This is a genomic window from Gammaproteobacteria bacterium (assembly GCA_041395725.1).
Classification (GTDB): domain Bacteria; phylum Pseudomonadota; class Gammaproteobacteria; order Pseudomonadales; family Pseudohongiellaceae; genus NORP240.
Genome location: JAWKZW010000001.1, coordinates 2,551,753 through 2,578,398, shown reverse-complemented (window position 1 = coordinate 2,578,398; position 26,646 = coordinate 2,551,753). Strand labels below are relative to the sequence as shown.

General features: G+C 55.3%; 20 protein-coding genes. 13 read left to right on the top strand and 7 right to left on the bottom strand.

Features of this window, described 5'->3' with window-relative positions; genetic code table 11:
• Positions 1–66: 66 nt before the first annotated feature.
• The 3 genes from R3F50_11230 (at position 67) to R3F50_11220 (ending at position 3,926) form a co-directional block, all read left to right on the top strand.
• Entirely contained in the window at positions 67–591 is a 525-nt protein-coding gene (locus R3F50_11230) for a disulfide bond formation protein B (protein MEZ5490880.1), read from the top strand.
• Between the two features lie 141 nt (positions 592–732).
• A complete protein-coding gene (locus R3F50_11225) occupies positions 733–2,157 on the top strand; it encodes a Glu/Leu/Phe/Val dehydrogenase (GenBank protein MEZ5490879.1) in 1,425 nt (474 codons plus the stop codon).
• 434 nt (positions 2,158–2,591) lie between these two features.
• Positions 2,592–3,926 carry a hypothetical protein gene (locus R3F50_11220; GenBank protein MEZ5490878.1) on the top strand — a complete coding sequence of 445 codons (1,335 nt, stop codon included), beginning with the start codon at positions 2,592–2,594 and terminating at the stop codon, positions 3,924–3,926.
• A 105-nt stretch (positions 3,927–4,031) separates the two neighbouring features.
• Here R3F50_11220 and R3F50_11215 read toward each other — a convergent pair whose 3' ends face one another.
• Both R3F50_11215 and R3F50_11210 read right to left on the bottom strand, forming a co-directional pair.
• A complete protein-coding gene (locus tag R3F50_11215; protein ID MEZ5490877.1) occupies positions 4,032–5,345 on the bottom strand; it encodes an amino acid permease in 1,314 nt (437 codons plus the stop codon).
• Between the two features lie 244 nt (positions 5,346–5,589).
• Positions 5,590–7,005 carry a Na+/H+ antiporter NhaC family protein gene (locus R3F50_11210; GenBank protein ID MEZ5490876.1) on the bottom strand — a complete coding sequence of 472 codons (1,416 nt, stop codon included), beginning with the start codon at positions 7,003–7,005 and terminating at the stop codon, positions 5,590–5,592.
• A 378-nt stretch (positions 7,006–7,383) separates the two neighbouring features.
• Here R3F50_11210 and R3F50_11205 point away from each other — a divergent pair, with 378 nt between their 5' ends.
• The 6 genes from R3F50_11205 (at position 7,384) to R3F50_11180 (ending at position 16,351) form a co-directional block, all read left to right on the top strand.
• Complete coding sequence (locus tag R3F50_11205) at positions 7,384–8,793, top strand: M20/M25/M40 family metallo-hydrolase (protein ID MEZ5490875.1); 1,410 nt, start codon at positions 7,384–7,386, stop codon at positions 8,791–8,793.
• Positions 8,794–8,836: 43 nt separating this feature from the next.
• Positions 8,837–10,255 carry an amino acid carrier protein gene (locus tag R3F50_11200; GenBank protein MEZ5490874.1) on the top strand — a complete coding sequence of 473 codons (1,419 nt, stop codon included), beginning with the start codon at positions 8,837–8,839 and terminating at the stop codon, positions 10,253–10,255.
• 284 nt (positions 10,256–10,539) lie between these two features.
• On the top strand, positions 10,540–11,805 hold the full coding sequence (locus R3F50_11195) for a TAXI family TRAP transporter solute-binding subunit (protein ID MEZ5490873.1): 1,266 nt from the start codon (positions 10,540–10,542) through the stop codon (positions 11,803–11,805).
• Positions 11,805–13,760: a TRAP transporter fused permease subunit gene (locus R3F50_11190; protein ID MEZ5490872.1), complete on the top strand. Its 1,956-nt coding sequence runs from the start codon at positions 11,805–11,807 to the stop codon at positions 13,758–13,760. The genes R3F50_11195 and R3F50_11190 overlap by 1 nt, the downstream gene beginning before the upstream one ends.
• A 159-nt stretch (positions 13,761–13,919) precedes the next feature.
• Entirely contained in the window at positions 13,920–14,723 is an 804-nt protein-coding gene (locus R3F50_11185) for a c-type cytochrome (GenBank protein MEZ5490871.1), read from the top strand.
• A gap of 2 nt (positions 14,724–14,725) precedes the next feature.
• Positions 14,726–16,351 (top strand): PQQ-dependent dehydrogenase, methanol/ethanol family, encoded by a 1,626-nt coding sequence (locus tag R3F50_11180; GenBank protein ID MEZ5490870.1) that lies wholly within the window; start codon positions 14,726–14,728, stop codon positions 16,349–16,351.
• Between the two features lie 96 nt (positions 16,352–16,447).
• Here the strand turns inward: R3F50_11180 and R3F50_11175 are convergent, their stop codons facing one another.
• Complete coding sequence (locus R3F50_11175) at positions 16,448–17,659, bottom strand: alpha-hydroxy acid oxidase (GenBank protein MEZ5490869.1); 1,212 nt, start codon at positions 17,657–17,659, stop codon at positions 16,448–16,450.
• A 225-nt stretch (positions 17,660–17,884) separates the two neighbouring features.
• On the opposite strand from R3F50_11175, the gene R3F50_11170 reads away from it, so the two are divergent.
• Complete coding sequence (locus R3F50_11170) at positions 17,885–18,565, top strand: IS6 family transposase (GenBank protein ID MEZ5490868.1); 681 nt, start codon at positions 17,885–17,887, stop codon at positions 18,563–18,565.
• Positions 18,566–18,730: 165 nt separating this feature from the next.
• On the opposite strand, the gene R3F50_11165 is transcribed toward R3F50_11170, so the two are convergent.
• Positions 18,731–19,087, bottom strand: coding sequence for a hypothetical protein (locus R3F50_11165; GenBank protein ID MEZ5490867.1), 357 nt, complete (start codon positions 19,085–19,087; stop codon positions 18,731–18,733).
• Positions 19,088–19,310: 223 nt separating this feature from the next.
• On the opposite strand from R3F50_11165, the gene R3F50_11160 reads away from it, so the two are divergent.
• Entirely contained in the window at positions 19,311–19,793 is a 483-nt protein-coding gene (locus tag R3F50_11160; protein MEZ5490866.1) for a hypothetical protein, read from the top strand.
• Between the two features lie 32 nt (positions 19,794–19,825).
• On the opposite strand, the gene R3F50_11155 is transcribed toward R3F50_11160, so the two are convergent.
• Positions 19,826–21,652 (bottom strand): sulfatase-like hydrolase/transferase, encoded by a 1,827-nt coding sequence (locus R3F50_11155; GenBank protein MEZ5490865.1) that lies wholly within the window; start codon positions 21,650–21,652, stop codon positions 19,826–19,828.
• A 28-nt stretch (positions 21,653–21,680) separates the two neighbouring features.
• Positions 21,681–23,309, bottom strand: a complete 1,629-nt coding sequence (locus R3F50_11150; protein MEZ5490864.1) for a phosphoethanolamine--lipid A transferase — start codon at positions 23,307–23,309, stop codon at positions 21,681–21,683.
• Between the two features lie 130 nt (positions 23,310–23,439).
• On the opposite strand from R3F50_11150, the gene R3F50_11145 reads away from it, so the two are divergent.
• Positions 23,440–24,144 (top strand): phosphatase PAP2 family protein, encoded by a 705-nt coding sequence (locus tag R3F50_11145; protein MEZ5490863.1) that lies wholly within the window; start codon positions 23,440–23,442, stop codon positions 24,142–24,144.
• Between the two features lie 211 nt (positions 24,145–24,355).
• Complete coding sequence (locus R3F50_11140) at positions 24,356–25,036, top strand: hypothetical protein (protein MEZ5490862.1); 681 nt, start codon at positions 24,356–24,358, stop codon at positions 25,034–25,036.
• A 262-nt stretch (positions 25,037–25,298) separates the two neighbouring features.
• On the opposite strand, the gene R3F50_11135 is transcribed toward R3F50_11140, so the two are convergent.
• Entirely contained in the window at positions 25,299–26,600 is a 1,302-nt protein-coding gene (locus R3F50_11135) for an MFS transporter (protein ID MEZ5490861.1), read from the bottom strand.
• Positions 26,601–26,646: the final 46 nt, after the last annotated feature.

The following is a 26,646-nucleotide window of genomic DNA, read 5'->3' as shown; positions in this document are numbered from 1 at the left end:
CTGCTCCGTTACTTAGACAGCTGATCGTCGCGGTGGGCTGGTATCTTTATTCTGGAGCATTTGGACATGCTAGACAGCTTTTACAACTTCAGCAAAAAGCGCCTGTTCTGGTACTTGGTCGCCGGTTATTTCTTTCTGATGGAACTGATTGCACTGTTTTATCAGTACGTACTGGATTACTACCCCTGTGCCCTGTGTGTACAGGTGCGAGCCTGGATCTGGGGGGCGACCTTTACGGCACTTGTCACTGCTATTGTCCATGACAAGTTCTGGTTACGCTGGGCGGGCCTGACGCTGACCGGGCTGTTTCTTAGCGGCGGCTTCTACACCAGCTGGTACGCCTGGGGCGTAGAAAAAGGGACCGTCATTTCCAGCTGCACCATGGGGGCGGGGTTTCCCGAGTTCATGCCCCTGGACCAATGGATTCCGGTACTCTTCCGGGCGGACGGCTTCTGCGGTCAGTCTCCACCCATGCTGTTCGGCCTGAGCATGGTCGAAACCTTGCTGATCACCATCGGCATCCCTCTGCTCGTACTGTTGCTGGTGTGGCTGCTGAATTTCAAAGTCATGTTTCAGCATGCGGATGATTAACAGACGGTAGAAATACCCTTTCAAGGCAGGCGTTACGATGTAACGCCGGCATCCCCTCTGACCGCCAGCACCTGCTGGACGAAATTTCGTGCCCCTGACCGGCGCGCCTAGTAGAAGCGGCCTTAACCGCTCCGGCTTGCGGTGACCCATGCAAGTGGACTGCCAGTTCCGATGGCCGCCGGCCTGCTTTCAATAATCTGGTGGATCAAGGGAATCCTCACTGCTGCTGTTGTGGTGATACAATCCCTGCAGATCTCCAGCGAGCCAGTTATGGAAGAGCTAGACCCCCTCTACATTGCCCGGGACCGCATAGACGAAGCGGCCAGTTTCGTACCCGGCCTCAAAACAGGTCTTATCGAGTTCTTTAAGGCGCCGAAGCGGACCATCAGCTTCTGCTTTCCCGTTGAAATGGATGACGGGTCAGTGCAGACTTTTAAAGGCCACCGCGTGCTGCATAGTAACATCCTGGGCCCGGGGAAAGGAGGTATCCGCTATCACCCGGACGTGACACGTCACGAAGTGATGTCGCTCGCAGCCTTGATGACCTGGAAGTGTGCCCTGGTTAATCTGCCCTTCGGAGGCGCCAAAGGCGGCATCTCTTGCAACCCAAAAGAACTCAGCGAAAGCGAACTGCGCCGAATAACCCGCCGCTACGTTTCAGAGTTAGGTGAAAATATCGGCCCCTATACAGACATACCGGCACCCGATGTCTACACCGATGAACAAACAATGGCCTGGGTATTTGATACCTACCAGGCCTTTCACCCGGGGCAGAATAACCGGGCAGTTGTAACCGGCAAACCGATTGAATTAGGCGGGTCATTGGGACGACTGGAAGCGACCGGGCGGGGCTGTTTTTACGCGGTTCAGCGATTTCTTGAGCGCATGCGCCTCCCTGACCTCCCCTCAGTTGCAGGGCAGCGGGTAATCATACAAGGCTATGGCAATGTTGGCAGCACTGCGGCACAGGCGTTTCAGGAAGCAGGCGCTCTTATCATCGGCATCAGTGACTCGGCCGGTGGAATTGTTCGCGAGGAAGGCCTTGACCTGGTTGCAGCACTTAAGCACAAAGAGGCTGAAAAAACAGTAGTAGGGACACCTGACACCCGCACAGTAACCAACGACGATCTGCTGACCACAGAATGTGATATCCTCATACCGGCCGCATTGGGTGAAGCAATCAATGCAAACAATGCCGATCAAGTTAAGGCGAAGCTGGTCGTGGAAGCCGCCAATGAGCCGGTCACCCCGGAAGCAGATGAGATACTGGACGCCAGGGGCATCTATGTGTTGCCGGATATACTGGTCAATGCCGGCGGCGTCAGTGTCAGCTATTTTGAGTGGATACAGAATCTCGCCAACGAACGCTGGCGAATTGAAAGAATCAACAGGCAGCTGGAAGAAACCATGTTCGACGCTGCAGACCGGGTTGTAGAGCAATGGATAAAACTCAACAACACTGCTAACAAAGAGTCCAACAGAACGATCAGCCTGAGAACTGCCGCACTTGTCGCTGCCATCGAGCGGGTCGCAAAGGTTACTCTGCAACGGGGAGTCTGGCCGTAGAGTTGCACGAAGGCGCCGTAGACAAGATTTCAGGCTGCCTGCTAACCTCATTATTGCTTGACCGGCAACGATCAGACGGCAAAGGTTCACAGGGCCAAAGCCCGAGCATGACATAAGCCCGGTGGAGCGTTGTGAGAAAATTGCCGGGATTCATGAAAGCACAGGCAGAAACTGATTTCCTCAGCCCTGACACCATCATTGAATTTCCTGTCAGGGGTTACTCGCTTTCAACTTCAGGTAACCCTCCCCTCATTCGGTTGCTGAAAAAAAGCGATCAATTCCGAGCAAAGAATGTGACTGAGAAGCACGATTGGCGTTTTTTGTGAATGATCCATACTGTACACTTCGGAACGCGTTATCAGCGCAGCACTCAATCAGGGTTTCCTGGCATCCCCTCACTTCAACAGATACTTTGACGGCAAGTCTGATCTATCGTGACACACCCAGATAAGAACAGCATTAAGGGAAAAGTCGCCAGTGCGGGCTTGCCAGAGGCGCTTCCTGCAATTGACGAGGCACTTCGAAAAACAGGAATCGACCCGGACAGGCTTTCCGTATCCAAGCTTGGGCTGCGATCTCAAATTGCGACTATTCCACCGATGCTGCGGAGACTGCTCACAGGCACTTTCCTGTGGCTTCTCTTGCTGTTGGCCAATCTGTATGTGATCCAACCACCAGAGTTCCTGCTGGCGGCAATGGAGCTGCTTGTCGGCCTGATAATTCTGCAGGCTGCCTGTGGAGTTCTAATCATTGCCACCGAACGACTGGCATCCCGCTTTAAGTGGAATCATTACATCGCGGGGACTCTGGCCGAAATTTTGTCTACCACGCCGGAACTGGTGGTGATTGCCTTTATAGTGCCTGTCAGCCCGGCTACTGCATTTATTATCAGCGTGATCACCATTTACAACAATGCATTGGTATTCAGCCTGTATTCCTTTTTCTTACCAAAAGACAAACACGGTAAATTTCTGATGCCGACCCCGATCACAGAGGCGGGCACTCAGATACTGATTGGTGGCGGCGCAATGGGTCTCATACTCGGACTTGTAATGCTGACTTTCAATGCGACCGTACAAACCAAGACCGGATTCAATCCTCTGGACCTGGCGTTCTTCAGTATCATTCTGCTGGTGATCTTTATTGTCTACCTCTACAAACTGGTAACCAGCTACGCCGAAGAAGAGGCGGAAGTTCGGGAACAGCTGGCAATGTCGGAAACTGATATTGAGCAGCGACTCGACATGGTTTATCAGAACGTGCAACCCAGTTCGTACACGAATATTGCCGGATTGTTTCTGGCCGGCATATTGGGTGCTGTGATAGGCGGGGAGCAGATATCAAGCTTCGCCTCAACGATGATTGTTGAACTCGAAATAAATGAAATTCTTACAGCCCTGATTCTGGCGATTTTTGCAGGTATGAGTGAATATGTAATTCTCTGGCAGTCTCACAAAAAGCAGGAGTATGGCATCGCCCTGGCCAATGCTTTTGGTGGGATCACCCAGGTAATGTTCCTCGTATTACCCTTCACTTTGCTGACAATTGCTTTTTACCAGTTTTTTATCAATCCCACGCACCCAGAGTTGCCTCTTGAGTTTTCACTATCAAGCATCTTTTTGCTGCTGTTCCTTTTTCCTACCTTTTACACCCTGTCTTCCTTGTTGGAGGAAGACCATACCCTGGGTTTGCTTGACACTACTATTATGACGGGGATATTTCTTTTTCTGATCGTGTTACTGGTGACGTACGGAGGCAGTAGTGGTTAAGGAAACACTGAACAGATGCCGTCGCGCACGAGTTGACAGCCTGAATTCCATTCGTACGCCGCGAGATTGATCTATCACGCCGACAGATTCCTTCGCCACTGTCTACTACGGCGCTCGACGCAGGGCGGTATTGAGAAAATAAAACAGCAGACCGCTGCCGATAATTCCCAGACTGAACCAGCCTTCCACCGGCCGATTGATCAGGGTAAACACCAGGGTCCAGCCGATCAATGCCAGGTAGATCAGAGGCGGCAGGGGATACAGCGCCGTGCGGAATGGTCGTTCCAATTCAGGCTCACGGTAACGAAGCACAAAAACCCCCAGCACCGTTACAAACGTATTCAACGCCAGAGTGAAACCGGAAAAGACCAGAATTGATTCGAAGGTCGAAGAAAAAATGAATACCAGCGCGATGGCGGCCTGGGTGGAAATGGCTCGCGCCGGAATGCCATGACTGTTGGTCCTGCCCAGAACACGGACAGCTGGAAAGTCTTCACCTATCACCTGGATAACCCGGGGTCCGGCAATAGTCATGGCACTGACCGTGGAAACCAGCAATAGAGCCAGGGTGATGCCGGTAAAGCGACCGGCAATCTCCCCAAAGGCAGACTGTGCGGCGATGGCACCCACCTCCACCTGGCCTGCCAGGCTGTCCATCGGCGCCGCATACAGAAACGAAAAATTCAGACCAAGATAGAGAACGGTGACCACGGTAGTGCCGACGATCAGAATCCACGGCAGGGTGCGTTGCGGGTCCTGCAGTTCACCGCTGAGATAAGTGGCGGCGTTCCAGCCGCTGTAGGCAAAGCTCACGTAGATGAGAGATACAGCAAAGGTACCACTCAGCAGCATGTCACCGTCACCGGCCTGGGGCAGGAAGTTAACCGCTTCAGGTGAATCAGCTACGAATACCGTGCCTACGATGAACAGCACAATAATAGAGACTTTCAACACCGTGAAGAGCATCTGGGCACCACCGCTGGTGCGATGACTGGTGCCATGAACAACAGTCAGCACTATCACCAGGCCCGCTGCCAGAAACCTTTCTCCCCAATCACTGAGACCACCGTCGGTGATAGTGCCCGCATAGGCCGCGAAGGTCATGGCGGCCAGCGCCATGGGACCGGCAAATCCCACGGTACAGGATATCCAGCCCGACACGAAGCCGGCACCGGGATGGAAAATGCGGCTGAGGAAGTTGTATTCACCGCCCGATCGCGGCAGTGCGGCGCCCAGCTCAGCGTAACAGAGGGCCCCGCACAGCGCCGCCAGGCCACCTACCGCCCATAACATGAGGATGACAAAGCCGGAACGGATATCCAGCAACTGAAATCCCAGGCTGGTGAATACGCCCGTGCCGACCATGTTAGCGATAACCACGGCGGTGAGGGTTGGGTAACGGAATTTTTCGAGTCCCATTTGATGACAGCCTGATCGTAAAGTTGAAAGAACCTTCGATTAATCAGAGAACCTCTTGCAACTGATTAACTACCGCGATGCGCTGCGGCAGACTGTCGGGAGCTGCTGCGAGGCGTCGTGCCCAGGGAATGATCACTCCCTTGCCAGGTTCGGCTATGAAGCAGTGGCACCCGGCAGGCCCCGCCCGGAGGAGCCTTCAGACACAGGGGCTGGCAAGTGACCGTCGCCCGCCGCTTTCTCAGCTTCAGCCGGAGAGGATACCGGCCACCAGAAATCCCACTGACGCAATTGCTGCCGCGATCAGGGCGTAGGGCAACTGGGTGCGAACATGGTCCACATGGTCGGTGGCGGCCGCCATCGACGAGACGACTGTGGTATCGCTGATGGGCGAGGCATGGTCACCAAAAACCGAACCCGACAGCACCGCGGCCAGGAACAGCGGCAGAGAAACCTCCAGTGATATGCCGATCTGCATGGCCAGCGGAATCATGATGGCAAAGGCGCCCCAGCTGGACCCGATGGAAAAGGAGATCACGCAGGAAGTCAGGAACAGGATGACCGGCAGCAGGCTGACCGGAATGGCGGCTTCTGCCACGCCGGCTACGTAAAGCCCGGTACCCAGTAGATTCGCCACGTCCCCCAGTGCCAGCGCGAAAAGCAGAATCATGGACACTGGCAGAAGGCCCCCGGCCCCGCGCAGAAATATTGTCATTAATTCCTCGACCGAGAGGCGCCGGGCTGACAGCGTCAATACCCAGGCGCTGGCCAATGCCAGCAGCACGGCCCAGAGCACCGAAGTGGAACCCGATCCAGCGCTCAGATCGCCATCACCGGTAACAAGCAGTGAGACCGGCATGGAAATAACCATTACGGCAATCGGTACGATCATGTAGCGGGCTTTATCAGCCGGTCCGGACTGCTCGGTTTCCTGCAGCAAGGCCGGATCTACCATGGGCGTGGTGCCAGGCCAAAGCAGCATGCCATTGCGGGTTCGCTCCGCGGCCTTCTTCATAGGACCGATATCGATACCCCGCGCGATGACGACAGCCACCAGCAGAATCGCGGCAATGGCATAAAAGTTCAGCGGGATGGACGCGATAAAGACATCGACAGGGTTCTCCACCATCGCCGAGGTCAGCAGCGTGAGCACCACCGCACCCCAGGCATTGAAGGGCAGCATGATACAGACAGGGGCCGACGTGGAATCGATCACGTAGGCGAGCTTTTCCCGGGACAGCTGATAGCGATCGAAAAGCGGCCGCGAGATGGCGCCGGCCACCAGCAGGGTAATGTTGGACTCGATGAAGATCACCAGCCCCGTCACATAGGCCAGCCACTGCGCACGCCGGGGAGAATTAACCCAGGCGCGATGTTCCAACAGATGAATAAAACCGCGCACACCGCCGGATTTCTCTATGGTGCCTATCAGCCCGCCAATGATCAGGGTAAATACCAGCACCCGGGTATCCCCGGCATCGCTGAAAACGTTGATAACCCCATCGATGGCCTGCGCCAGGCCGGTCAGCGGATTGACGCTGTTCAGGATACAAAAGCCCAGCCAGATGCCGATGCCCAGTGACAGAATCACCTGGCGGGTAATGATGGCAAGGGCAATGGCCAGCAGTGGGGGCAGGACTGAGGCCCAGCTCGGTTCAGACATAGTCAGCTTCAGCAAGCGGTAAAATCAGAATCCTGGCAATTCAACACCTGGCCAGAACATACCAGGGCAACAAATTATCCCGAACACCCGCCAAAGTCCAATTGTCTGGTGCCGCAGCTGGCGAAGGCACCGAAAGCGCATGCACGGACGCACCAGATCGGGGCCTTGCTCCCGTCAGCGCACCACCACAGGCAGCCGCAGGCCGGCACCGGCATGAAAATGGACAAGCGTCTGTTTTCGGGATAACTTTTCAGGATTCTTTCGGGACACCGGCAGAATTACGCCGAAATTAATTACCCGCGGCGCTAAGCTAGCTGATCGGGATATCACTCATCGGGCGCCGCTGGATGCCCCACCATGCAACTGAGGAACTTGTTAATGCGCAGATTATTCCCCGCTCTTGTCGCCAGTTTCACCTGGGCGCTGCCCAGCCTGCTGTTTGCCCAGCTTCCGCAACCTGAATGGGAAACAGTGGAAGAAGAGACCCTGACGCATTTTCGCACCTTGCTGCAGTTCGACACCAGCGATCCACCCGGGCGTGAATTGCCGGCGGCGGAATATCTGCGTGATGTACTGGAAGCGGAAGGCATTCCCGTTGAGATGCTGGCGGTGGACCCTGAGCGCCCCAACGTGGTGGCCCGCCTGGAAGGCTCCGGCACCGAAGAGCCGCTGCTGATCATGGCCCATACCGATGTAGTTAACGTGGACCCGGAAAAATGGACATTCCCTCCCTTCAGCGCCACCGTGGACGAGGGTTATGTCTATGGCCGTGGTGCCGTGGATGACAAGGACAACCTGACCGCCGCGCTGATGGTGATGCTTTATCTCAAGCGCCTGGAAATACCCCTGGCACGTGACGTGATATTTCTGGCAGAGTCAGGTGAGGAAGGCGCGACCCAGTACGGTATTGAATTTATGGTCAATAACCATTTTGACAAGATCGATGCGGAGTTCTGTCTGGCGGAAGGCGGCGGTGTTACCCGGGTGAATCGTGAAGTACAGTATGCCTCGGTGCAGACCGTGGAAAAAATCCCCTACGCCGTGGAGCTTGTTGCCACCGGCGTGGCAGGCCACGGTTCGGTCCCGCTGCAGACCAACTCGGTCACCCGCCTGGCAAAAGCCGTGGCGGCAGTCGCGGACTGGCGTTCACCGGTGCGCCTCAACGAAACCACGGCAGCCTATTTTGAGCGCCTGGCCTCCATTTCCCCCGCTGCGGACGCGGAACGCTACCTGGCGGTACTGGACCCGGGACTGGCGCGGCAGGCGGATGAGTATTTTCTGGCCAACGAGCCGCGCCACGCCTCCATGCTGCGCTCGTCGCTGTCACCCAACATTTTCGATGCCGGCTACCGCATCAACGTCATTCCCTCGGAGGCCCGGGCCCAGGTGGATTTTCGTGCCCTGCCGGATGAAAACATTCCGGAGTTTCTGGACCAGATTCGCCGGGTCATCAATGACCCGTCCGTGGAAGTCAGTCTCGGCGAACGCAATACCCGCCCGCCCGGTCAGGCGCGGCTGAATACGCCGGCTTTCTCTGCCATCGAGGCCGCTGTTACCCAGCACTACGGGGTCATCACGTTACCTACCATGAGCACTGGCGCGACGGATATGGCGTATCTGCGCAATGCCGGCATTCAGTGTTACGGCATAGGACCGGCCATCGATCGTGAAGACGGGCCGCTGGGTTTTGGCGCCCACAGCGACCAGGAGCGTATCCTCATCAGTGAACTGAATCGCTTCGTCCGTTTTAACTGGGACCTGGTAGTGGAACTGGCGGCAGAAAAATAATTTCCCGCGGCCCTGAACAGCAAGCAAGGATGTCATAAGCCACATGGAACAACTGGAAACCCTGTTCGGCGCCTTTTCCGCATTCATGTGGGGCACACCGCTTATCGTCCTGCTGGTCGGTGGCGGTGTCTTTTTCATGTGCCACTCCAGGCTGCTGCACTTCCGTTACCTGGGCCATGGCATCGATCTGCTGCGGGGTAAATACCACACCGATGACGCATCCACAGCAGGAGAGGTCAGCCACTTCGGGGCCCTGGCGACAGCACTGGCCGGCACTATCGGGCTCGGCAACATTACCGGCGTTGCACTGGCCATTACCCTGGGCGGACCCGGTGCCGTGTTCTGGATGTGGGTAACGGCGCTGGTGGGAATCACCACCAAGTTCTACACTGCCTCGCTGGCCATTCTCTATCGTGGCCAGGATGACAGCGGCAAGCTGCAGGGCGGCCCCATGTACGTGATCCGGGAAGGGCTGGGACAGAAATGGCTGCCGCTGGCCTGGATGTTCGCGCTCGCGGGCATGCTCGGCACCCTGCCGGTATTTCAGATCAACCAGCTGGTGCAGCTGCTCCGTGATGTGGTGGCCATCCCGGCCGGGATGGTCAGCGCTGACAACCATTTCCGCTTCGACCTGGCCGTTGGCGTAACCCTGTCAATCACCCTTTTTCTCGTCGCGGTTGGTAAGGTGAAGCGGGTTTCAGCTGTGGCCGGCAAGCTGGTACCTGCCATGGTGATTTTCTATTTCGCCATCACCGGCTTCCTCCTGCTCAGCAATTTTTCTGAGATACCTGCCATGTTTGCCCTTATTTTTACCGACGCCTTCAGTGGGGAAGCGGTATCCGGCGGGGTGATCGGTGCCGTTATTCTGATCGGCGTGCAACGCGGCGCTTTTTCCAACGAGGCCGGCATCGGCACCGAATCCCTGGCACACGGTGCTGCCCGGACCAATGAGCCCACTCGCGAGGGGCTGGTGGCCATGCTGGGCCCGATCATCGACACCCTGATCGTGTGCACCTGTACGGCGCTCGCGCTGCTGGTCACCGGTGTCTGGCAGGGAGATGCCACCGGTGTCACGCTTACCTCCCAGGCCTACGAACAGGTGTTCCCCGGTGTGGGCGCTTACCTGGTACTGACGATGGTCCTGGTTCTCAGTACCACCACGGTGCTGACTTATTCCTACTACGGCAGTAAATGCATGGGCTTCCTGTTCGGCACTCGCTCGGAAAAATACTATTTATGGGGATACATGGCACTTGTTACCGCCGGCGCCGTGGCGTCCCTGGATGCGGTGATCAGCCTGCTTGACGGTGTGTACGCCACCATGGCGATTCCCACCATGTTATCGACGCTGCTGCTGGCGCCCAGGGTGATGGAAGTCGCGCGCCGTTACTTTACCCGTCTGGACGCAGGCGAATTTGAACCGGAGCTGCTCAGCCCTGGGGAACCGCCGGCCGGCAACTGACAATTCTGAGCCTTCTGAGCCTTCCGAGCCTGGAGTGTCTGAAGAGCCTGAAGAGTCTTCAGAGCGCCTTCGACGGCTTTACCCGTGCAGTCACCAGCCGGCTGCTGGCGCCAATTCCTGCTGACTGACTGACTGGCTGGCCGACTGGTCAGCATGGCCTCACATCGCCGTCCAGCGCATTGCCCTTCCCCTCGGTTCCCTCCCCTGCTAGTCTTTGGGGCCATAACGAAAAGAAATCTCGGCTTAATCAGAGGTTGCTGAGAATAATAACCGGGAGATAGAGTGTGTCACCAAAGCACCTGAAAGCGCTGCCCACGAGCGGGCGCAAGCTGTTCCAGTCCATCGGGCATTGTAGCGGGCTTCCTGTCGGCCTTTTTACACGTCTTTCAGCCATTCGTCTTCCGATGCACCTTCCCATTTGCCTGTGCGCCGCCCTGTCATGGACCGGTTTCGCACTGGGGCAGCCCGCCGAGCCTCAGTTACCAAGGCAGATGGCCTGGTCAGCCTATAACCTCGGCACCACCGGTTATAACCAGGCAGTCGCCATCGGTGCCATGCTGCGGGAAAAATACAACGTCACCTTGCGGGTCATTCCAGGTCAGAACGATGTCTCACGTCTGCTGCCCCTGAAATCAGGTCGCGTTGATTTCACCGCCAACGGTGTAGCCACCTATCTTGCCCAGGAAGGCATGTTTCAGTTTGCCAACCCCGAGTGGGGCCCGCAGCCCCTGCGCCTGCTGATGACTTCCAATGGCCTGAGCAACCAGGCGGTGGCCGTGGCGGCAGAAACCGGGATCACCAGTTTTGCCGAGTTGCGGGGGCGCCGCGTTCCCTTTGTGCGGGCTGCACCGGCACTGAACATCTCGATGGAGGCATACCTGGCCTGCGGGGGTTTGACCTGGGACGATGTCATCCGGGTGGATTTCCCCGGTTACGACGCCAAATGGAATGGCGTGATCAATGGCGACGTGGATGTTGCCTTTGGAACTACCGTGTCGGGACCCCCTTTCCGCCTCGAGGCCTCACCGCGGGGCATTCTGTGGCTGCCGGCACCTCACGATGACGAGGGCTGCTGGCAGCGGATGCTGGCCGTGGCGCCCTATTTCACCAAGCATATCGCCACCCGGGGCGCCGGCATCTCGGACACCAATTCCCACGAGGCCGGCACCTACCCCTACCCGTTACTCACCACCCTTGATACCCAGGATAGCGACTTTGTCTACTCCCTTACCCGGGTAATCAATGAGAATTACGACGACTTCAAGGACGCCGACCCAGGGGCCATAGGCTGGGCGCTGGAACGCCAGGTATTCGACTGGGTGGTTCCCTATCATGAGGGTGCTGTCGCGTATTGGCAGGAAATCGGCATCTGGACCGACGCACTGCAAGCCCATAACCAGGCCCTCATCCGTCGCCAGCAAGTGCTTGCCGCAGCCTGGGCGGAGGTTACTGCTCAGCGCATTCGCGACCAGGATGCCTTTGTCGAAGCCTGGCATGGTATACGTGCCCAGCGACTCGAGGAAGCCGGGTTCGATCCGGTCTGGCGCTAGTGTCCAGAACGCCAATTGATCTGCCAGCACCGCTACGGTGGCTCACCGGCGCTGCCGCGGTGGGCAGTGCCTTTCTGGCCATGGACGCCCTGCGGCTGTTCTCCGACAGCCCTCTGCTGGATTTTGTCATTACGGTACAGAACCACTACTACTACGCCCTGCTGGGGCTGCTGCTACCGCTCTGCTTCCTCATCTACCCACCGTTCCCCAGAGCCCGACGCTACTGGTACGACATTGTACTCGCGCTGGCGGCGTTAGCGGCCTGCGGGTTCTTTTTTACCAACGCAGAGACCATGCTGGATTACGGCTGGGAGTTCACCGCGCCAACCTATGCGGTGTGGATAAGTTACCTGCTCTGGTTGCTGATTATGGAAGCAGTCCGACGCAGCGGAGGCTGGGTACTGTTTTTCCTGGTGCTGACTTTTTCTCTTTATCCGATCGTCGCCGACAAACTGCCAGGGCCGATTTCAGGCATGGCGTCCACCGGGGCCGAGACCGCTGCTTACCATGTCATGAGTATCGAAAGCATCCTCGGGCTGCCCTTTCGTGCCTTCGCAGAACTGGTCATCGGCTTCCTTATCTTTGGTATCGCCCTGCAGCATACCGGTGGCGGCCGTTTCTTCATCAATCTGGCGTTTGCCCTGTTTGGCCATGTCCGGGGTGGTTCTGCCAAAGTAGCCATAGTGTCCAGCGGCCTGATGGGTTCCATGAGCGGCAGCGTTATCACCAATGTGTTGACCACGGGCCAGATGACCATTCCGGCCATGCAGAAAGACGGCATGGAAAAAGAGTATGCCGCCGGCATCGAGGCCTGCGCCTCTACCGGTGGTGTCCTGTTGCCACCCATCATGGGCTCAACCGCCTTCGTGATGGCCACCTTTCTGAACGTCCCTTATACAACGGTCGCTCTGGCCGCAACCCTGCCCGCAGCGCTGTATTTTTTCGGACTTTTCGTTCAGGTTGATGCCTATGCGGCGAGAATGGGCCTGGTCGGCACGCCCCGTGATCAACTGCCCAGCGTGGCCGAAACCATGAAACAGGGCTGGTTCTATATCGCCGCCTTCGGCGTGCTGGTATTCCTGCTGGTCTATCTGCAGCGGGAAGCGGTGGCGCCTTTTATCGCCACCGGCCTGCTGCTGGTATTGAATCAGCTTTCTCCGAGTCATCGCTGGAACCTGCAGAATACCGGGGCATTTCTGGTAGCAACAGGAAAATTACTGATGGAACTGCTGACCATTATGGCAGGCGTCGGTCTGATCGTCGGCGCGCTTTCCATTACAGGGCTGTCAGGCACCCTGGTGAACGACCTGTTGTATCTGGCTGGCGACTCCACCCTGTTGCTGCTGTTAATGGGTGCCTTTACCAGCTTTCTGCTGGGCATCGGCATGACGGTAACAGCCGCTTATGTGTTTCTGGCGATTGTGCTGGCACCCGCCCTGATCCAGGGTGGGCTCGATCCCATGAGCGTGCACCTGTTTATTCTGTACTGGGGGATGCTGTCTTTCATCACCCCGCCGGTCGCCCTGGGGGCTTTCGCAGCAGCCAGCATCGCCGGGGCATCGGCCCTGGCCACCGGGTTCAAGGCCATGCGTCTGGGCAGCGTGATCTACTTTATCCCGTTCTTCTTTGTGCTGGACCCGGCACTGATCCTGTCGGGCAGCTGGTGGGAGATACTGCTTTCCACGGCCACCGTGGTGCTTGGCATCGTGCTGATTGCAGGCGCCCTGCAGAGCTACCTGCTTGGCGTGGGTTTTCTGGATCGGGCCGGATTACCGGGCACTGCGGGCCGGACACTCACCGCACTGGGTGGTGGGCTGATCGCGCTACCGGGCATCGTGGTCTTCGGTGTCGACCTTGGGGACGCAACACTTTTTATCAGCGGCAGCGTGATGGCGCTGGCGGGAATACTGCTGAGTCGCCCGATGGGGGAAAGGCAGTCCCTGGCTGGTGCCTGATACCCGGAGATCGAGGTTGCCCTCCTGCTGCTGGAAATCGCGCCTGGCACTTCCACACCGACACAACAAAGGAAATTAACTGACAAGCAGAATTTTTTGCATAAGAATAAGGGACAATTTCGATTGCCCTCGGACTGCAAACGATCGCGGAGAAATAAAATGTTATCCATGGCGAAATTCTTACCGGTCAGACGAATTTTACTTCTTGTCCCTCTGACGCTCCTGGCTGCTAGTACAGGCATGCCAGCCTCTGCCCAGGACCTGGAGAATGGTCAGCAGCTGTTTCAGACCCTCTGCTCCCGCTGCCATGGCATTCTCGGTGAAGGCGGCGAGGGACCAAGCCTGAAGCGCGCACAGCTTACCCACGCGCCGGATGATGAGACGCTGGTATCGGTGATCGTGGGTGGCATCCCCGGCACCGGCATGCCAGGTTCGCGTCAGCTGCGGGGCAGCGATGCGCAGGATGTGGCCGCTTATGTGCGTGGCCTGGGGCGGTTACCTGCCGAAACCATGCCGGGTGACCCTGTCGCCGGACAACTGGTCTATCAGAGCGTCGGTAACTGCAGCAGCTGCCACATACTTGATGGCGTCGGCACCGGCATCGGCCCGGAGCTTTCGCAGGTGGGCCTGCGGCGCAACGCGGCCTACCTGCGGCAGTCGGTGATCACCCCGGAAGCCGACCAGCCACGGGTGGTGGACCGGTTTCGCGGCACCCTGAGTGCTTTCCTGACTGTACGTATCGTCTCCGAGTACGGCACCTACGAAGGCATGCGCATCAACGAAGACGAATTTACCGTGCAGATGCGCGATGTGGCGGGCGACATCTATTCCTTCGACAAAGCCGAGTTACTCAGCTATGAAAAGGCATTCGGGCATTCCTTTATGCCGGGCTACAGCGCCGCACTGAACAATCAACAGATCGATGATCTGGTGTCTTACCTGATGAGCCTGAAAGGAGAGTAATCGTGCAGTACAAGAGCTTCAGTTTTGTGACCCACTGCTTTCTGGCCGTCCTAGCCCTTGGAGCACTCCCGGTCAATGGGGATACCGACTATCAGGCGCTGCTGGCCGATGAGATCAATGGGGCCGACTGGCTGTCCTACTCCGGCGGCTATCGATCCTATCGCTATTCCCCGCTTACCCAGATCACGCCGGCCAACGTGGACCAGCTCAAGGTGATCTGGGCCTATCAGATGCAACCCACCGGCATCAGCGGTGCCGGACTGCAGGAAACCACTCCGCTGGTCGCGGGCGACATCATGTACCTGACCGAATCCCCCAGCAGCGTCACCGCGCTGGATGCCCGGACCGGCCGTGTGCTGTGGCATTTCACACCGGACCTTTCCAATGCCGTGCTGAATATCGGCTTCCCCCGGATTAACCGCGGCGTGGCCCTGCTTGACGACACAGTCTATGTGGCCACGCTGGATGCCAGGCTGTTCGCCCTGGATGCCGGCACCGGTGCCGTGCGCTGGCAGACCACTGTTGCCGACAACGACGTGGGCTTCTCCCTGACTCTGGCACCCCTGGCCCTGGACGGCAAGATCATTGTTGGCGTCAGTGGCGCCGAGGCGGGTGTGCGCGGGTTTGTTGATGCCTATGATGCAAAGAACGGTGAACGCCTGTGGCGCACCTTTACGGTTCCCGCACCCGGCGAGCCCGGCAGCGAGACCTGGCAGGGCGATGCCTGGCAGACCGGCGGCGGCTCCACGTGGCTGACCGGCTCTTTCGATCCGGAGCTCAATCTGCTGTACTGGACCACCGGCAATCCGGCCCCGGACTGGAACGGCGACCTGCGACCTGGCGACAATCTGTACACCTGTGCGGTACTGGCCTTGAATCCGGATACCGGCGTAATGGAATGGTTCTTCCAGTATACGCCCCACGACACTCATGACTGGGATGCCAACCAGATTCCGGTTCTCATCGACGGCGAGTTCGAAGGACAGCCGCGCAAGCTGCTGGCTTTGGCCAATCGCAATGCCTTCTATTACCTGCTGGACCGGGAGACCGGTGAATTTCTGCTGGGTGAGGAATACTCCTACCAGACCTGGGCGGAAGGCATAGATGACACCGGCCGACCAATCGTGCTGCCCAATACCGAACCAACCCGCGAAGGCAATGTAGTCTGGCCCAGCCTGCAGGGAGCCACCAACTGGTTCTCACCGTCGTACAACCCCCAGACAGAGCAGTTTTTTGTGTCTAACCGTCGCATGGGCGCCATGTACTTCAAGGCGGACGCGGAATACCAGCCCGGCAGCCCGTTTCTTGGTGGCGGCGAACAGGCGTTTGACGGTGACGACGCCTCCGGCGCCATCATCTCCCTGGACGCCATGACGGGTCAATTGCAGTGGGAATTCGAACTGCAGACACCGCCCTGGTCCGGCGTCATGGCAACCGGCGGCGGCCTGGTGTTCGGCTCCAGCAACGAGGGCAACTTCTTCGCCCTGGACGCCCGGGACGGCAGCGCCCGGTGGAGCTTCAACACCGGCGCCCATGTCCGCACCAATCCCATGGGATTTTCTGTGGGCGACGCACAGCGAGTGGCGATTATTGGCGGCCAGACTCTGTTTGTATTCGGACTTGATTAGCCACCCCAATAAATGGGGTCAGAGCTGCCAGCTCCACCGGCAGCTCTGGTGAGACCCTGGGCAGAGCCCGTTGCAGGGTTATGCCCTGGCTTCGGCCTAAAGCAACTCCCTGCCCAGCCTTCCCCTGGGCACCCGCTGGCCCGCATCAAGCACATAGTCTGGCCCGATAGAACTGACAGTCGGCGTTCCGCTGCCGCGCATGGTGATTTGCAGTTCGCGGTTGAGCAGGTCCAGCACCCGCTCCACCCCGGCCTGTCCGAAAGCGCCGAGACCGAAGCAATAAGGCCGACCAATGCCCACCGCTGAAGCGCCCATGGCAAGCGCTTTGTAAATGTCGGTACCGCGACGGAAGCCGCCATCGATGATGATTGGTAGGCGGCCGTTCACCGCAGCAACAATTTCCGGCAGACACTCGATGGTCCCGCGCCCGGATTCAATCGCTCTGCCACCATGATTTGAGACAACGATCCCGTCCGCACCATACTGCACAGCCAGCGCCGCATCCGCACCGACCTCGATGCCTTTGATCAACACCTTCATGCTGGTGACTTCCTTCATGCGCCCGATGACGTCCCAGGTCAGAGACGGATCGTTCAACCCGACGCCGCGCATGTTCAATCCATCAAATATGGGTTTGGCCTGCCCGGTGTGGCAATTGGAACAGGTGCGAGTGTCTTCTCTGGTCAATACGCTCTGAGTTTCAGTATTTCTGCCACCGGGCAAGTCGATGGTCAGGCAGACTGCGGAGCAGCCGGCAGCCTCGGCCCGCTGCAGCATGGCCACGGTGTATTCCCAACGATTGGTCGGATAGAGTTGGAACCAGATTGGCGCGCCCCGCGCTTCAGCCACCCGCTCGATGGCCGTCGACGCCTGGGTGGACAGGATCATGTGGTGCCCCTTGGCGGCAGCAGCCCGGGCCGTGCCGAGTTCCGCGTCCGCATGGTAAGCACCCTGACTGCCCACCGGACACAGGAAGATCGGTGAATCCGCCTCTACGCCCAGGACGTTCACCGACATGTCCACCTCGCTAACGTTAACCAGCCTGCGGGGCTTGATCTGGAAGCGTGAGAACCCCGCCCGATTGGCCCGCAGGGTCAGGTCACCATCCACACCAGTAGCCAGATAACCGAAATGCGCCGGCGGAATCTTTTCCCGCGCAACTGCTTCCATTTCAAAGACATTGATTACCTCGGAAGGATCGGTGAGCCGCTCGCCAAGGGTTTCCTCAACCTCCTGCGCAAACGCAGAGTACTCCGCAAGCAGGGGGCTGGCAGCCAGAAATCTAAGAAAAGCTCGACGATGGGTCATATCTCCCTCCGGTAATTGTTTTTAATACGAGGCGCCTGAACGCCCGGGTTGGACAAAACTAGCCGTGTCCCGGAACTTTGTCCAGTCCAAGTGTACAAGGAGCCGACCTGGCCTGTTGCGAAGGGAGCTGCAGAGAGAGTACCTGGCTTCGAACCAGATACTCTCCGGCAGGTACTGACAAATTAACCGGGTTTCTGCCCTGATTGTGGCATGAAACCTAGCAGAATGTACAAACGACACCGCTTTCCACCTGAAATTGTACAGCATGCAGTTTGGCTTTATTGCCGATTTAATCTGGGTCATCGGGACATCGAGGATCTGCTCGCCAAGCGCGATATTTGTGTGAGCTACGAAGCCATTCGACTCTGGTGCAATAAACTCGGAAATTTGTACGCACGCCGCTTGAAACGGAGACATCAAGGTTACGGTGATACTTTCCACAATGATGAACTCTTTGTGAAATTCCGAGGCGTGCACCATTACCTCTGGCGAGCCGTAGATCAAGACGGTGAAGTCGTCAACTTATTTCTACAGAAGAAACGTGATGGCGCTACTGCCAAACGATTTCTCAGGCGAGTCCTGCAGAAATCCAAGGGTGCACCACGAAAGATTAGCACCGATAAATTAAGCAGTTATGGAGTCGCACATCGAGAGTTAATGCCCGATGCGATTGACGATTCGAATCAGTATTCAAACAATAAGGCGGAACTTTTTCATCAACCAACTAGAGTAAGAGAACGCGGAATGAGAAAGTTTAAATCAGTGTCACACGCGCAGCGGTTTCTGGATGTACATGCTGCAGTTTACAATCTGTTCAACTTGGGGTGCCACTTAGTTTCCGCCAAGAATTATCAGTTGATTCGGTTGCGTGCTTTTGCGTCTTGGGAATGGCCGGTGTCAATATAGAATGAACTTCTTGCACTTTCTTATCGGCTAGGGCTGTTAACTTATCAATGCACCCGTGAGAGCTAGTTTGCCAGTTTCCCTGGCAGACTGCCTAGTATTTGATTCGCACCTGTGCCGCCAGCTACGACTACCTGTCGGAGAGTGGCCCGGAATCAGCAGACCGGTTCAATCCCGGTCTGCCTCGCTCGCGCGCACCCCGGCCCCGGCAGGCGTCAGGTAGAATGCCCTGCCCGATTCGAACAGTTCCACGACGGAACGGCCATCGCATTGCGCCAGATTGGGAGCATTGAGGACGCCGTCACTGCTGACGATGATCACCACCGTGTTTGCGGTCAGGGTCTTGTATAGCGTGTCGCCGTTGAGGGTGCGGGCGCTGACGTAAAAGACCAGTTCCTCCCAGGGCGTTAACCCGGTAGGGTCCCTAACCGAGCAGACCACCGCGTCGGGAAACCCGTCGACTATTGCCGCCCGGCTTAACTGCCAGGGAGAAAGCACCGCAAGTAACAATAAAATCACTGCCATTTGATTACCGGTCACCGTAGCCAACCTCCCCTGGTGATTACGCAATTGCTGATCGCACATCGGCCCAAAGTGTGCTTACCCTGATCCTGACGGTCTGCCAACCCTGATGATCGCGGCAGATACTCTGAGTATACGCTAGTAGGCAAATCGGGGACACTCACAACTTAACAACTTAATTCGCTGAATTCTGGCGGTGTTGATTGGCGTCATCTAAATTGACCATATGCCAAGGACGGGCCGATTACATATTCCAGGCGGCGGCTGCTACCATCTGATTGGTCGCGGCCTGGAACGCCGGACTCTATTCGAGGATCCTATCGACAAGCAGGATTTTCTGGATCGACTCGGAAAGAACCTGGATAGAACCCAATGTCAGTGCCTGGTCTGGGCATTGAAGGAAGACTGCCTGGGCCTGGATCAAGCTACTTTACGGTCCAGGGAAGATTGGACTCTCGACAAACTGATACGCTGTGTCTGTGCCCTCTGTGATATCGAGGAGCAGGCTCTGGTCAGAAAAACGAGAAGCAACGATTGCTCAAGAGCGAAAGCACTGATTTGCCTCTGGGGAACAAGTGAACTCGGGATGACCACCACGGAGATCGACGAGCAGCTGCAGATATCTCAGCAAGTAGTTTCCAAATGGATCAAGAAAGGTCAATGCCTGGTGGAAAGCTCCAACCTTAACTTCCCCGACTCCGCGGGTTAAGTTGTTAAGTTGTGAGTGTCCCCACCTCCACCTTACCCAAGGAATTTCCTGGAGTTGCGAATAACCCGGGTGATTTCCGGGGCTAATGATTGGGTCAGACTGCTGAGAATACCCGGCGCGTCGTCACGGCTGCTTGCGAGGTGTTCATGCTGCGTTGTTCCCTTGAACGGAATGACCAGCTTACCCTTGTCGCTGACAATGCCCAGGTCGCTCCAGGAAGCTACTACCGCATGACTGTGCGTCTCAGAATTAAACAAGGATTCACCCAGGCTATAGTCACTTAAAGGGTTTGTAACTCCCAGTGTTTCCAGCAGCATGCCGGGAATGTCCATATGGCTGGTTAGTGTGTCAACCGTCCCGGGTTTAACATCCGGGTGGCAAATAATCATTGGCACATGGATCTGTTCGTTGGAAAAACTCGAATTATGCCCCCAGCGACCATGTTCCATAAATTCCTCGCCATGGTCCCCGGTGGCGATGACAATGGTGTCTTTCAATCTGTCATTTTTTTCCAGGTAGTCAAATACCCTTCCAAGCTGTGAGTCCAGGAAATTAGCCGAGTTGACGTACCTGGAAAACATGCCATCTATCATTGGCTCGAGACTCTCCGCTTTGAGACCAATGTAATCCAGTGAGCGCAGGTAATCCTGTCTAAGCGCCTTTTCTTCCGGGAAAGAATAGCGGGCGTGGGTGGCCTCATAAAACACAAAACCCATAAAAGGAAGGTTCTTATTTCGGCTATCTATTGCATTCAACAGCATGTCAGTATTTCGTATATCCCGTGTCCAGGGTTCACCGTCGTTGGTTTCAATCAACAATTCAGAGGGTACTGTCCGAAACACAGTTTTATCCAGCTCCGGGTAGGTGAACCGGGAACTGGTATAGAGAAAATACTGATAATTGTACTGATCCAATACCTCCATCAGAACCGGCGGTTTCTGCTGGCGTAAAAAACTATCCCAGTAGCTACCATAGAGGCCGTAAAACAAGGCGAATAGAGCCTGGCGCGTGCAGTTTCCTCCAGAAATATGCTGGGTGAAATTTACCCCGTGTCTGCTGACGAATTCGGTTGAGAGCGGCATTATATCGGGTTTAAAGATATTTTTTTCGCGCAGTGATTCAGCCACCAGGAAAATAATATTGTAGGGCTTTTCTACTTTATTCAAGCGGATATCCGTCAGGGGATAGCTAACCAACCCCTCGCTTTGCATCTTCATGCTGATGGCTTTTTCGCGTGGCTTTACCTTATAACCGACCGACGAGAGGAACTTATTCATCTTCATGGGCTGAAAAAAGATCATGGAGTCTGCCAGTGACATGATCGGCCCATAAACCTGTGCGTAGGCCAGGCTATACATAACTCTTTCTCCCAGCGTCAATATCACAAAGCCACTTAGCACCCAGGACCAGTGAGCGTGCAGGTCGTTTAGTATTACCGAGGTTGCAAGACAGGCAGCAGCCCCTCCAATGAGCGTTACCAGGTAACGAGCCACCAATGCCAGGTTAGTCTGGTCCGCACCTATAGAAGCAAGCCCCCCAGGTGTAGTCAGAAGATTCCATACGAATCCGTTAAAATGAAAGCCGTACAGGTTGTAGAGTCTGCCGTTGGCATGAAGAAGCGCAATAGTGAGCATGCTGAGCATCACCGTGACCGTCACTTGAAGAACAGGCCATCGTTGTGTGAGCCAAAGAATAAACAGGGTAGGCAGCAGATAGATAAAGGCGTAACTGGATATCAGCAGAAAGCGGTACAGATAATCTCTAAGATTCTGACACAGCGACTTGGGCAGGCTGTTGGAAAGGACTGCTGCGGTAAAACACCAGGTACAAAGGAGATAAACGTTACTGTTAATGTGCACAACAGGGCTTCTCTTAATTTAGGGACAGCTAATTTAAGGACAGCTGGCTGCCGCGAGGAATGATGTCCTTGTCACTGTCATAAACAGCTGTCTGGATTTCCATCAGGCCGAGAACAGTGTGGAAATAGTTATCATGGGACAGCTTTATGTCTCTCATGGCAGCCAATGCCGAGCGATTCGTCTGGTAGTTTTTCCCCAGCCAGAGTATCGAGGCGACATGCTTTTGATTGTCGGGCGCAAGAAGATAAGGCAGACCGTGCAGGTAGAGCCCGCTTTCGCCCAGCGATTCGCCATGGTCGCTCATGTAGTACATGGCGGTTTCAAAACCGTCGTCGTACTTTTCAAGTAGTCGAATTACCTGGTCGAGGAAGTGGTCCGTGTAAAGGATGGCGTTGTCATAAGCGTTGACAATTTCGGCCTGGCTGCAGGTTTCCAGGCGATTGGACTGGCAATAGGGTTGGTAAACAGCAAACTCGTCCGGAAAGCGCTTGTAATAGGCGGGGCCGTGGTTTCCCATCTGGTGCATGACAATAACGATGTCACCTTCCGGCCGCTCTTGAATAAACTCATCCAATCCATCCAGCATGCCGATATCGCGACATTCCACGTCACAAGCAGGGTTGCGTGCGGAGGAAGTGAAATCCTCAAAGGTAATTGCATGCGCAACCCCCTTCGAGTCGGAATTATTGTCGCGCCAGAGAACGTGAACCCCTGCGTGTCTCAGCACGTCCAGTAGATTCTCCTGGTGTTTGGCATCATCAAGGTCAAAATTACGGCGTTCTTGCAGGGAAAACATGCAGGGCACCGAATAGGCGGTGGCAGTGCCACAGGAATAAACGTCGGTAAAGCTGACTACGTCACGCTTTGCCAGCATCGGGGTAGTCTGACGCTGGTAATTGTTCAGGCCCAGGTGGTCTGATCGCACTGCCTCACCGACGACCAGCACAATCAGTTCCCGCTGCTGGTCATCAACCGGAATATGTGCGTCAAGACCTAGGCTGGCTATTTTATCGCTGCCCTGCCCATCCACGGCTGCGTTGAGGAACCGGCCACCCGAGTACAGTGCTGTTACCGGATTGGAATAGTAGCGAAGTATCTTGTGCTCACGAAAAAAGCTTGCGTAGTAAGGGGAAAAAGGCAACAGGCTGACGACCATCAGCACCAGAGCAAACCCTGAGAGTTTCACCCGATTCCACACTTCGCGCGGAAAGCTTTTGCAGGCAACTTGTGTATTCAGTACCAGAAGTGACGGAAGAATACCGAGAAAAAGCAGCTGGACAAACAGCCAGGGGCTGATCAGGTCGCCAACTTCCCTGGCATCGGTTTCGACGACATTGGTCAACATGGTCGCATCAATGACAATGTTATAACGATTCATAAAGTAGCTGGCGCTGGCCGCGGTCATAATGACCAGGACAAGCACCGGCTTGGTCAAGAAACGAATACACAGGACACAAAGCAGCAGAACAGTGACCGCGAACAGAAAGACACAAAGCGAGGCCATGAACCAGAGGCTGCCAGGTTCAGTGGCATAGACCTGATAGGAATTGCGGAAGAAAGCCAGATTGTAGAACAGGGTGAAAAAGGCAGCTGTCAGCAAGATCAAGTTGCTGATAGTGACTCTGAAGAGCGGCTTTCCAAGTTTCAAAGGCGACATTACCCTACAGTGATTTTCTGCAGAGTAAGAGATAATCCTTAAGGAACCCTTATGTGGCTCTCAAGCCCCCCAAGAACTCTGAAGGATGCCCTTAAGAAGTTCTTAATCAAACCGGTATACAGTTATCCTCATGTCACAAATCCCTATAACCCCGGCCTTCCTGCGGAGCCATATTTACTGGCCGCTCGCTGCTTTCCTCGTGGTTTTGCTCACTATCGAAGTCGGCGGTCTGGACCTCAAGCTGGCGGATCTGATCTACAGTGTTTCGGGGAACAGCTGGTCCCTGCGTTCTGCCTGGATCACCAATGACCTGATACACGAAGGGGGCCGGAACCTGGTCGGCATCGGGGCACTGCTATTGCTCGGTCTGTGGTTGAGCAGTTGCTTTCTTGCCAGGTTGAAACCCTGGCGCAAAGGCTGGCTGTTTATTCTGGTCACGGCTTGCCTGGCGGCGCTTTCGATCAATATTCTGAAGCGTCTTACCCACACTGATTGCCCCTGGGATCTGCTGCGCTACGGGGGCTCGGAACCCTATGTAGAACTGTTTTCGGCCCTGCCTTCCGGCAAGGAGCCCGGTGCCTGTTTTCCGGCTGGTCATGCCAGTGCCGGCTGGTCCTGGTTCGCTCTTTATTACTGGGCGATGGAGTACGCAGACCGCTGGCGCAAGCCAATGCTGTTTGCTGTCCTGCTGGCAGGCTTTGTTTTCGGGGCTTCTCAGCAGCTCAGGGGCGCCCACTTCATTTCCCATGATCTATGGACAGTCGCACTATGCTGGTTCCTGACCACAGGGCTTTATCTGGGTTTTTTTCACAGCCCATATCTTGAAGAGCCATAACTGAATCTGTTACCTTTTGAGGCCAGAAATAGTGGCTTTTCTGACTCCCAGGAATTGGACCAGATTTAACTATTATTTTAGGAACCTCTAGTATCAGGCTTGTTTTAGAAAGTTTAGGCTCGTCGAAGCAAGCTGAATTAAGCAATGGCTGGAAAATCAAGACAGCGCACCAGCTACAAATTTTTAGTCAGGTTTTTCCAAGGAACCTCTGATGAAAAGAGTTGGCAACATATTTGCTGGGCTAACCGGCTTGTTGTTTTCCAGCTTTGCATTCCCTGCCGAATTTTTACCTGCACAATTCGGTGATTTAGCGGAAAATTTCATTGATCGCCTTTCACTGCCAGAATTAGACGAAGGGCAAATGATGTTAGTTCGGTGTGCTGGCAGCATTAGCAACAGGGGTAAATTTTCTAGCGCTGTCTGCTACGAAAATGAAGATCAAACCAATCTTTCTAAAAAAGCAGGCGCAACGATTTTAAGGGCTATGCGAGTCTCTAGAATACATCCTGCACTAGTGGATGGAGTACATGCCTGGGTTTGGTATAACTTTTCTGTGTTATACAAACAAGACGGTCCAGAACAGTCGATTCAAGTGGTAGACAATCATTTAATTAACGCCGATGTCTATGGGATGAATTATACTTCGGCGCAACGTTATGACAGAAAATCCTGGCGATGTAGATTTCGAGGCAAAAAACATCACGCTGTATTGACAGCTACAATTTCCGCATCCGGGGAAATTACCGAAACCAGCTTAATCGGAGATGAAGCTATGAGCAGGACTTGCAGGGATAGTATTGTTCACGCAGTCGAGCAGAGTAAATTCATTCCTGCAACAATCGAGGGTAAACCGGTTTCTTCAACTTATGCAGAGATATTCTTCAACCCTTAGAGGGTACGACAACTTAGGGAGCCTCTGATTGAACCCGAATCTCCCCTTATTAAGAGACAACACTCTGGCTGATGAGCTGATCTTGTCTTGACGCTCTGACAAGCCCGTTGAGGATTTTTATCCCCAACGTACTACCTTCATAAATCCCACAATATTCGAAGTAGAAGTAGCAGAGGAGCAACTGCTGAAGTCGGATCTGCAAACATCGCTCTCCCAATCTGAAGGCCAGCTTCCCATAATCGCCGAGAGCATGGTCTCTCACTCAGACCACTTCTGGTTTCGGATGCTCACTCTTATTCGAAAATGCTCGCCCCGTAACCAACACGAGCGGCAACAGCAACAAAACCCCGACCAGCGCAAACGCCATCACTCCATTCCATCCGCCGGTCGCCAGCAGAACCCCCGCACTCAGCGAACCTACCGCCTGCAGTCCAAATACGACAAAATCATTAAATGCCTGAACCTTAAACCGTTCGGCATTTCTGTAACTTTGTGTTAATAATGTTGTGCCGCCGAGAAACAGAAAATTCCACCCGATACCTAGAAAGATCAACGTGCCAAAGTAGTGGATTATCTCTGGCTGGCCCCAGCCAACGATAACGCATGCCAGCATAAGAACGAGCCCTACCTTGATTATCCTGAGCACGCCGAACTTCGAGATCAACAGGCCACTTAAGAACGAAGGCAAATACATGGCAAGAATATGCGTCTGAATAACCCGGGCAGTCACCCCCAGTGAATGCTGATCGACTTCATGCATGCTCAACGGGGTCGCGGTCATTACCAGGCTCATAATGCTGTAAGCAAGAGCGGCAGCAGCAACCGCGAGGATCAGCTTCGGCTGACGAAGAATCTCTCCTAAAGGACGCGATAAACCATCGCTTTGGTTAAAGACGCTACTCGTGTTCCTGTAGAACAGCAGCAGGATGAAAAATGACACCGACAACATCACAGCCAGGCCCAAAAACGAACCAGCATAGAGTGGCAAACCTTCTACGTCGCTGAACCGGGAACCCACTTCAGGCCCAAGCAAGGCTGCCACAATCCCTGCCAGCATCAGAATGGACAGGCTCTTCGGAACCAGTTCACTCGGAACCGATTCAGCCACTGCGAACCGAAATTGTTGAAGAAAAGCAATGTAGTTTCCGATCAGAAAAGAGGCGACGACGAAGAGCAGGAAAGACTGCAGGTAGATGGCCTGGGCAGCAAGCAATGCCCCAATAACCGCCACAGCAGTTCCGATAAGAAAGCCGGCTTTTCTGCCAACCCATGACATCAGGAAGGACGCAGGTATTGCTGCACTGGCGATACCGGTTATCTGAATAGCTATGGGCAGCGTCGCCAGGTTTGGCGACGGGGCGATCTGTGCACCCACCAGCCCGCCCAGTAATACGAGAATGGGTGCGGCAGTCTGACCAAAGCACTGCGCGATCATAAGGACAATTAATGTTCGATAAGTCGGCAAGAGGCGGAATCTCACTGAAGTGGTGCTGACCGTGTGGCTTTGTCTGGCAGGCTGTTGAAAAACCAATGAAGCGACAACTTTTCTTTGACGCCGGTCCACTATGATACACTTTAATCACTTCTAACTATTAATCGGTTTTTTCTCT

Excerpts from the sequence above, each read along its gene's own strand:
- R3F50_11230 (MEZ5490880.1), top strand. The coding sequence starts at position 67 with ATGCTAGACAGCTTTTACAACTTCAGCAAAAAGCGCCTGTTCTGGTAC.
- R3F50_11215 (MEZ5490877.1), bottom strand. The coding sequence starts at position 5,345 with ATGGGACTCGAAAAATTCCGTTACCCAACCCTCACCGCCGTGGTTATC.
- R3F50_11210 (MEZ5490876.1), bottom strand. The coding sequence starts at position 7,005 with ATGTCTGAACCGAGCTGGGCCTCAGTCCTGCCCCCACTGCTGGCCATT.
- R3F50_11205 (MEZ5490875.1), top strand. The coding sequence starts at position 7,384 with ATGCGCAGATTATTCCCCGCTCTTGTCGCCAGTTTCACCTGGGCGCTG.
- R3F50_11200 (MEZ5490874.1), top strand. The coding sequence starts at position 8,837 with ATGGAACAACTGGAAACCCTGTTCGGCGCCTTTTCCGCATTCATGTGG.
- R3F50_11185 (MEZ5490871.1), top strand. The coding sequence starts at position 13,920 with ATGTTATCCATGGCGAAATTCTTACCGGTCAGACGAATTTTACTTCTT.
- R3F50_11175 (MEZ5490869.1), bottom strand. The coding sequence starts at position 17,659 with ATGACCCATCGTCGAGCTTTTCTTAGATTTCTGGCTGCCAGCCCCCTG.
- R3F50_11170 (MEZ5490868.1), top strand. The coding sequence starts at position 17,885 with ATGTACAAACGACACCGCTTTCCACCTGAAATTGTACAGCATGCAGTT.
- R3F50_11165 (MEZ5490867.1), bottom strand. The coding sequence starts at position 19,087 with ATGGCAGTGATTTTATTGTTACTTGCGGTGCTTTCTCCCTGGCAGTTA.
- R3F50_11160 (MEZ5490866.1), top strand. The coding sequence starts at position 19,311 with ATGCCAAGGACGGGCCGATTACATATTCCAGGCGGCGGCTGCTACCAT.
- R3F50_11150 (MEZ5490864.1), bottom strand. The coding sequence starts at position 23,309 with ATGTCGCCTTTGAAACTTGGAAAGCCGCTCTTCAGAGTCACTATCAGC.
- R3F50_11145 (MEZ5490863.1), top strand. The coding sequence starts at position 23,440 with ATGTCACAAATCCCTATAACCCCGGCCTTCCTGCGGAGCCATATTTAC.
- R3F50_11140 (MEZ5490862.1), top strand. The coding sequence starts at position 24,356 with ATGAAAAGAGTTGGCAACATATTTGCTGGGCTAACCGGCTTGTTGTTT.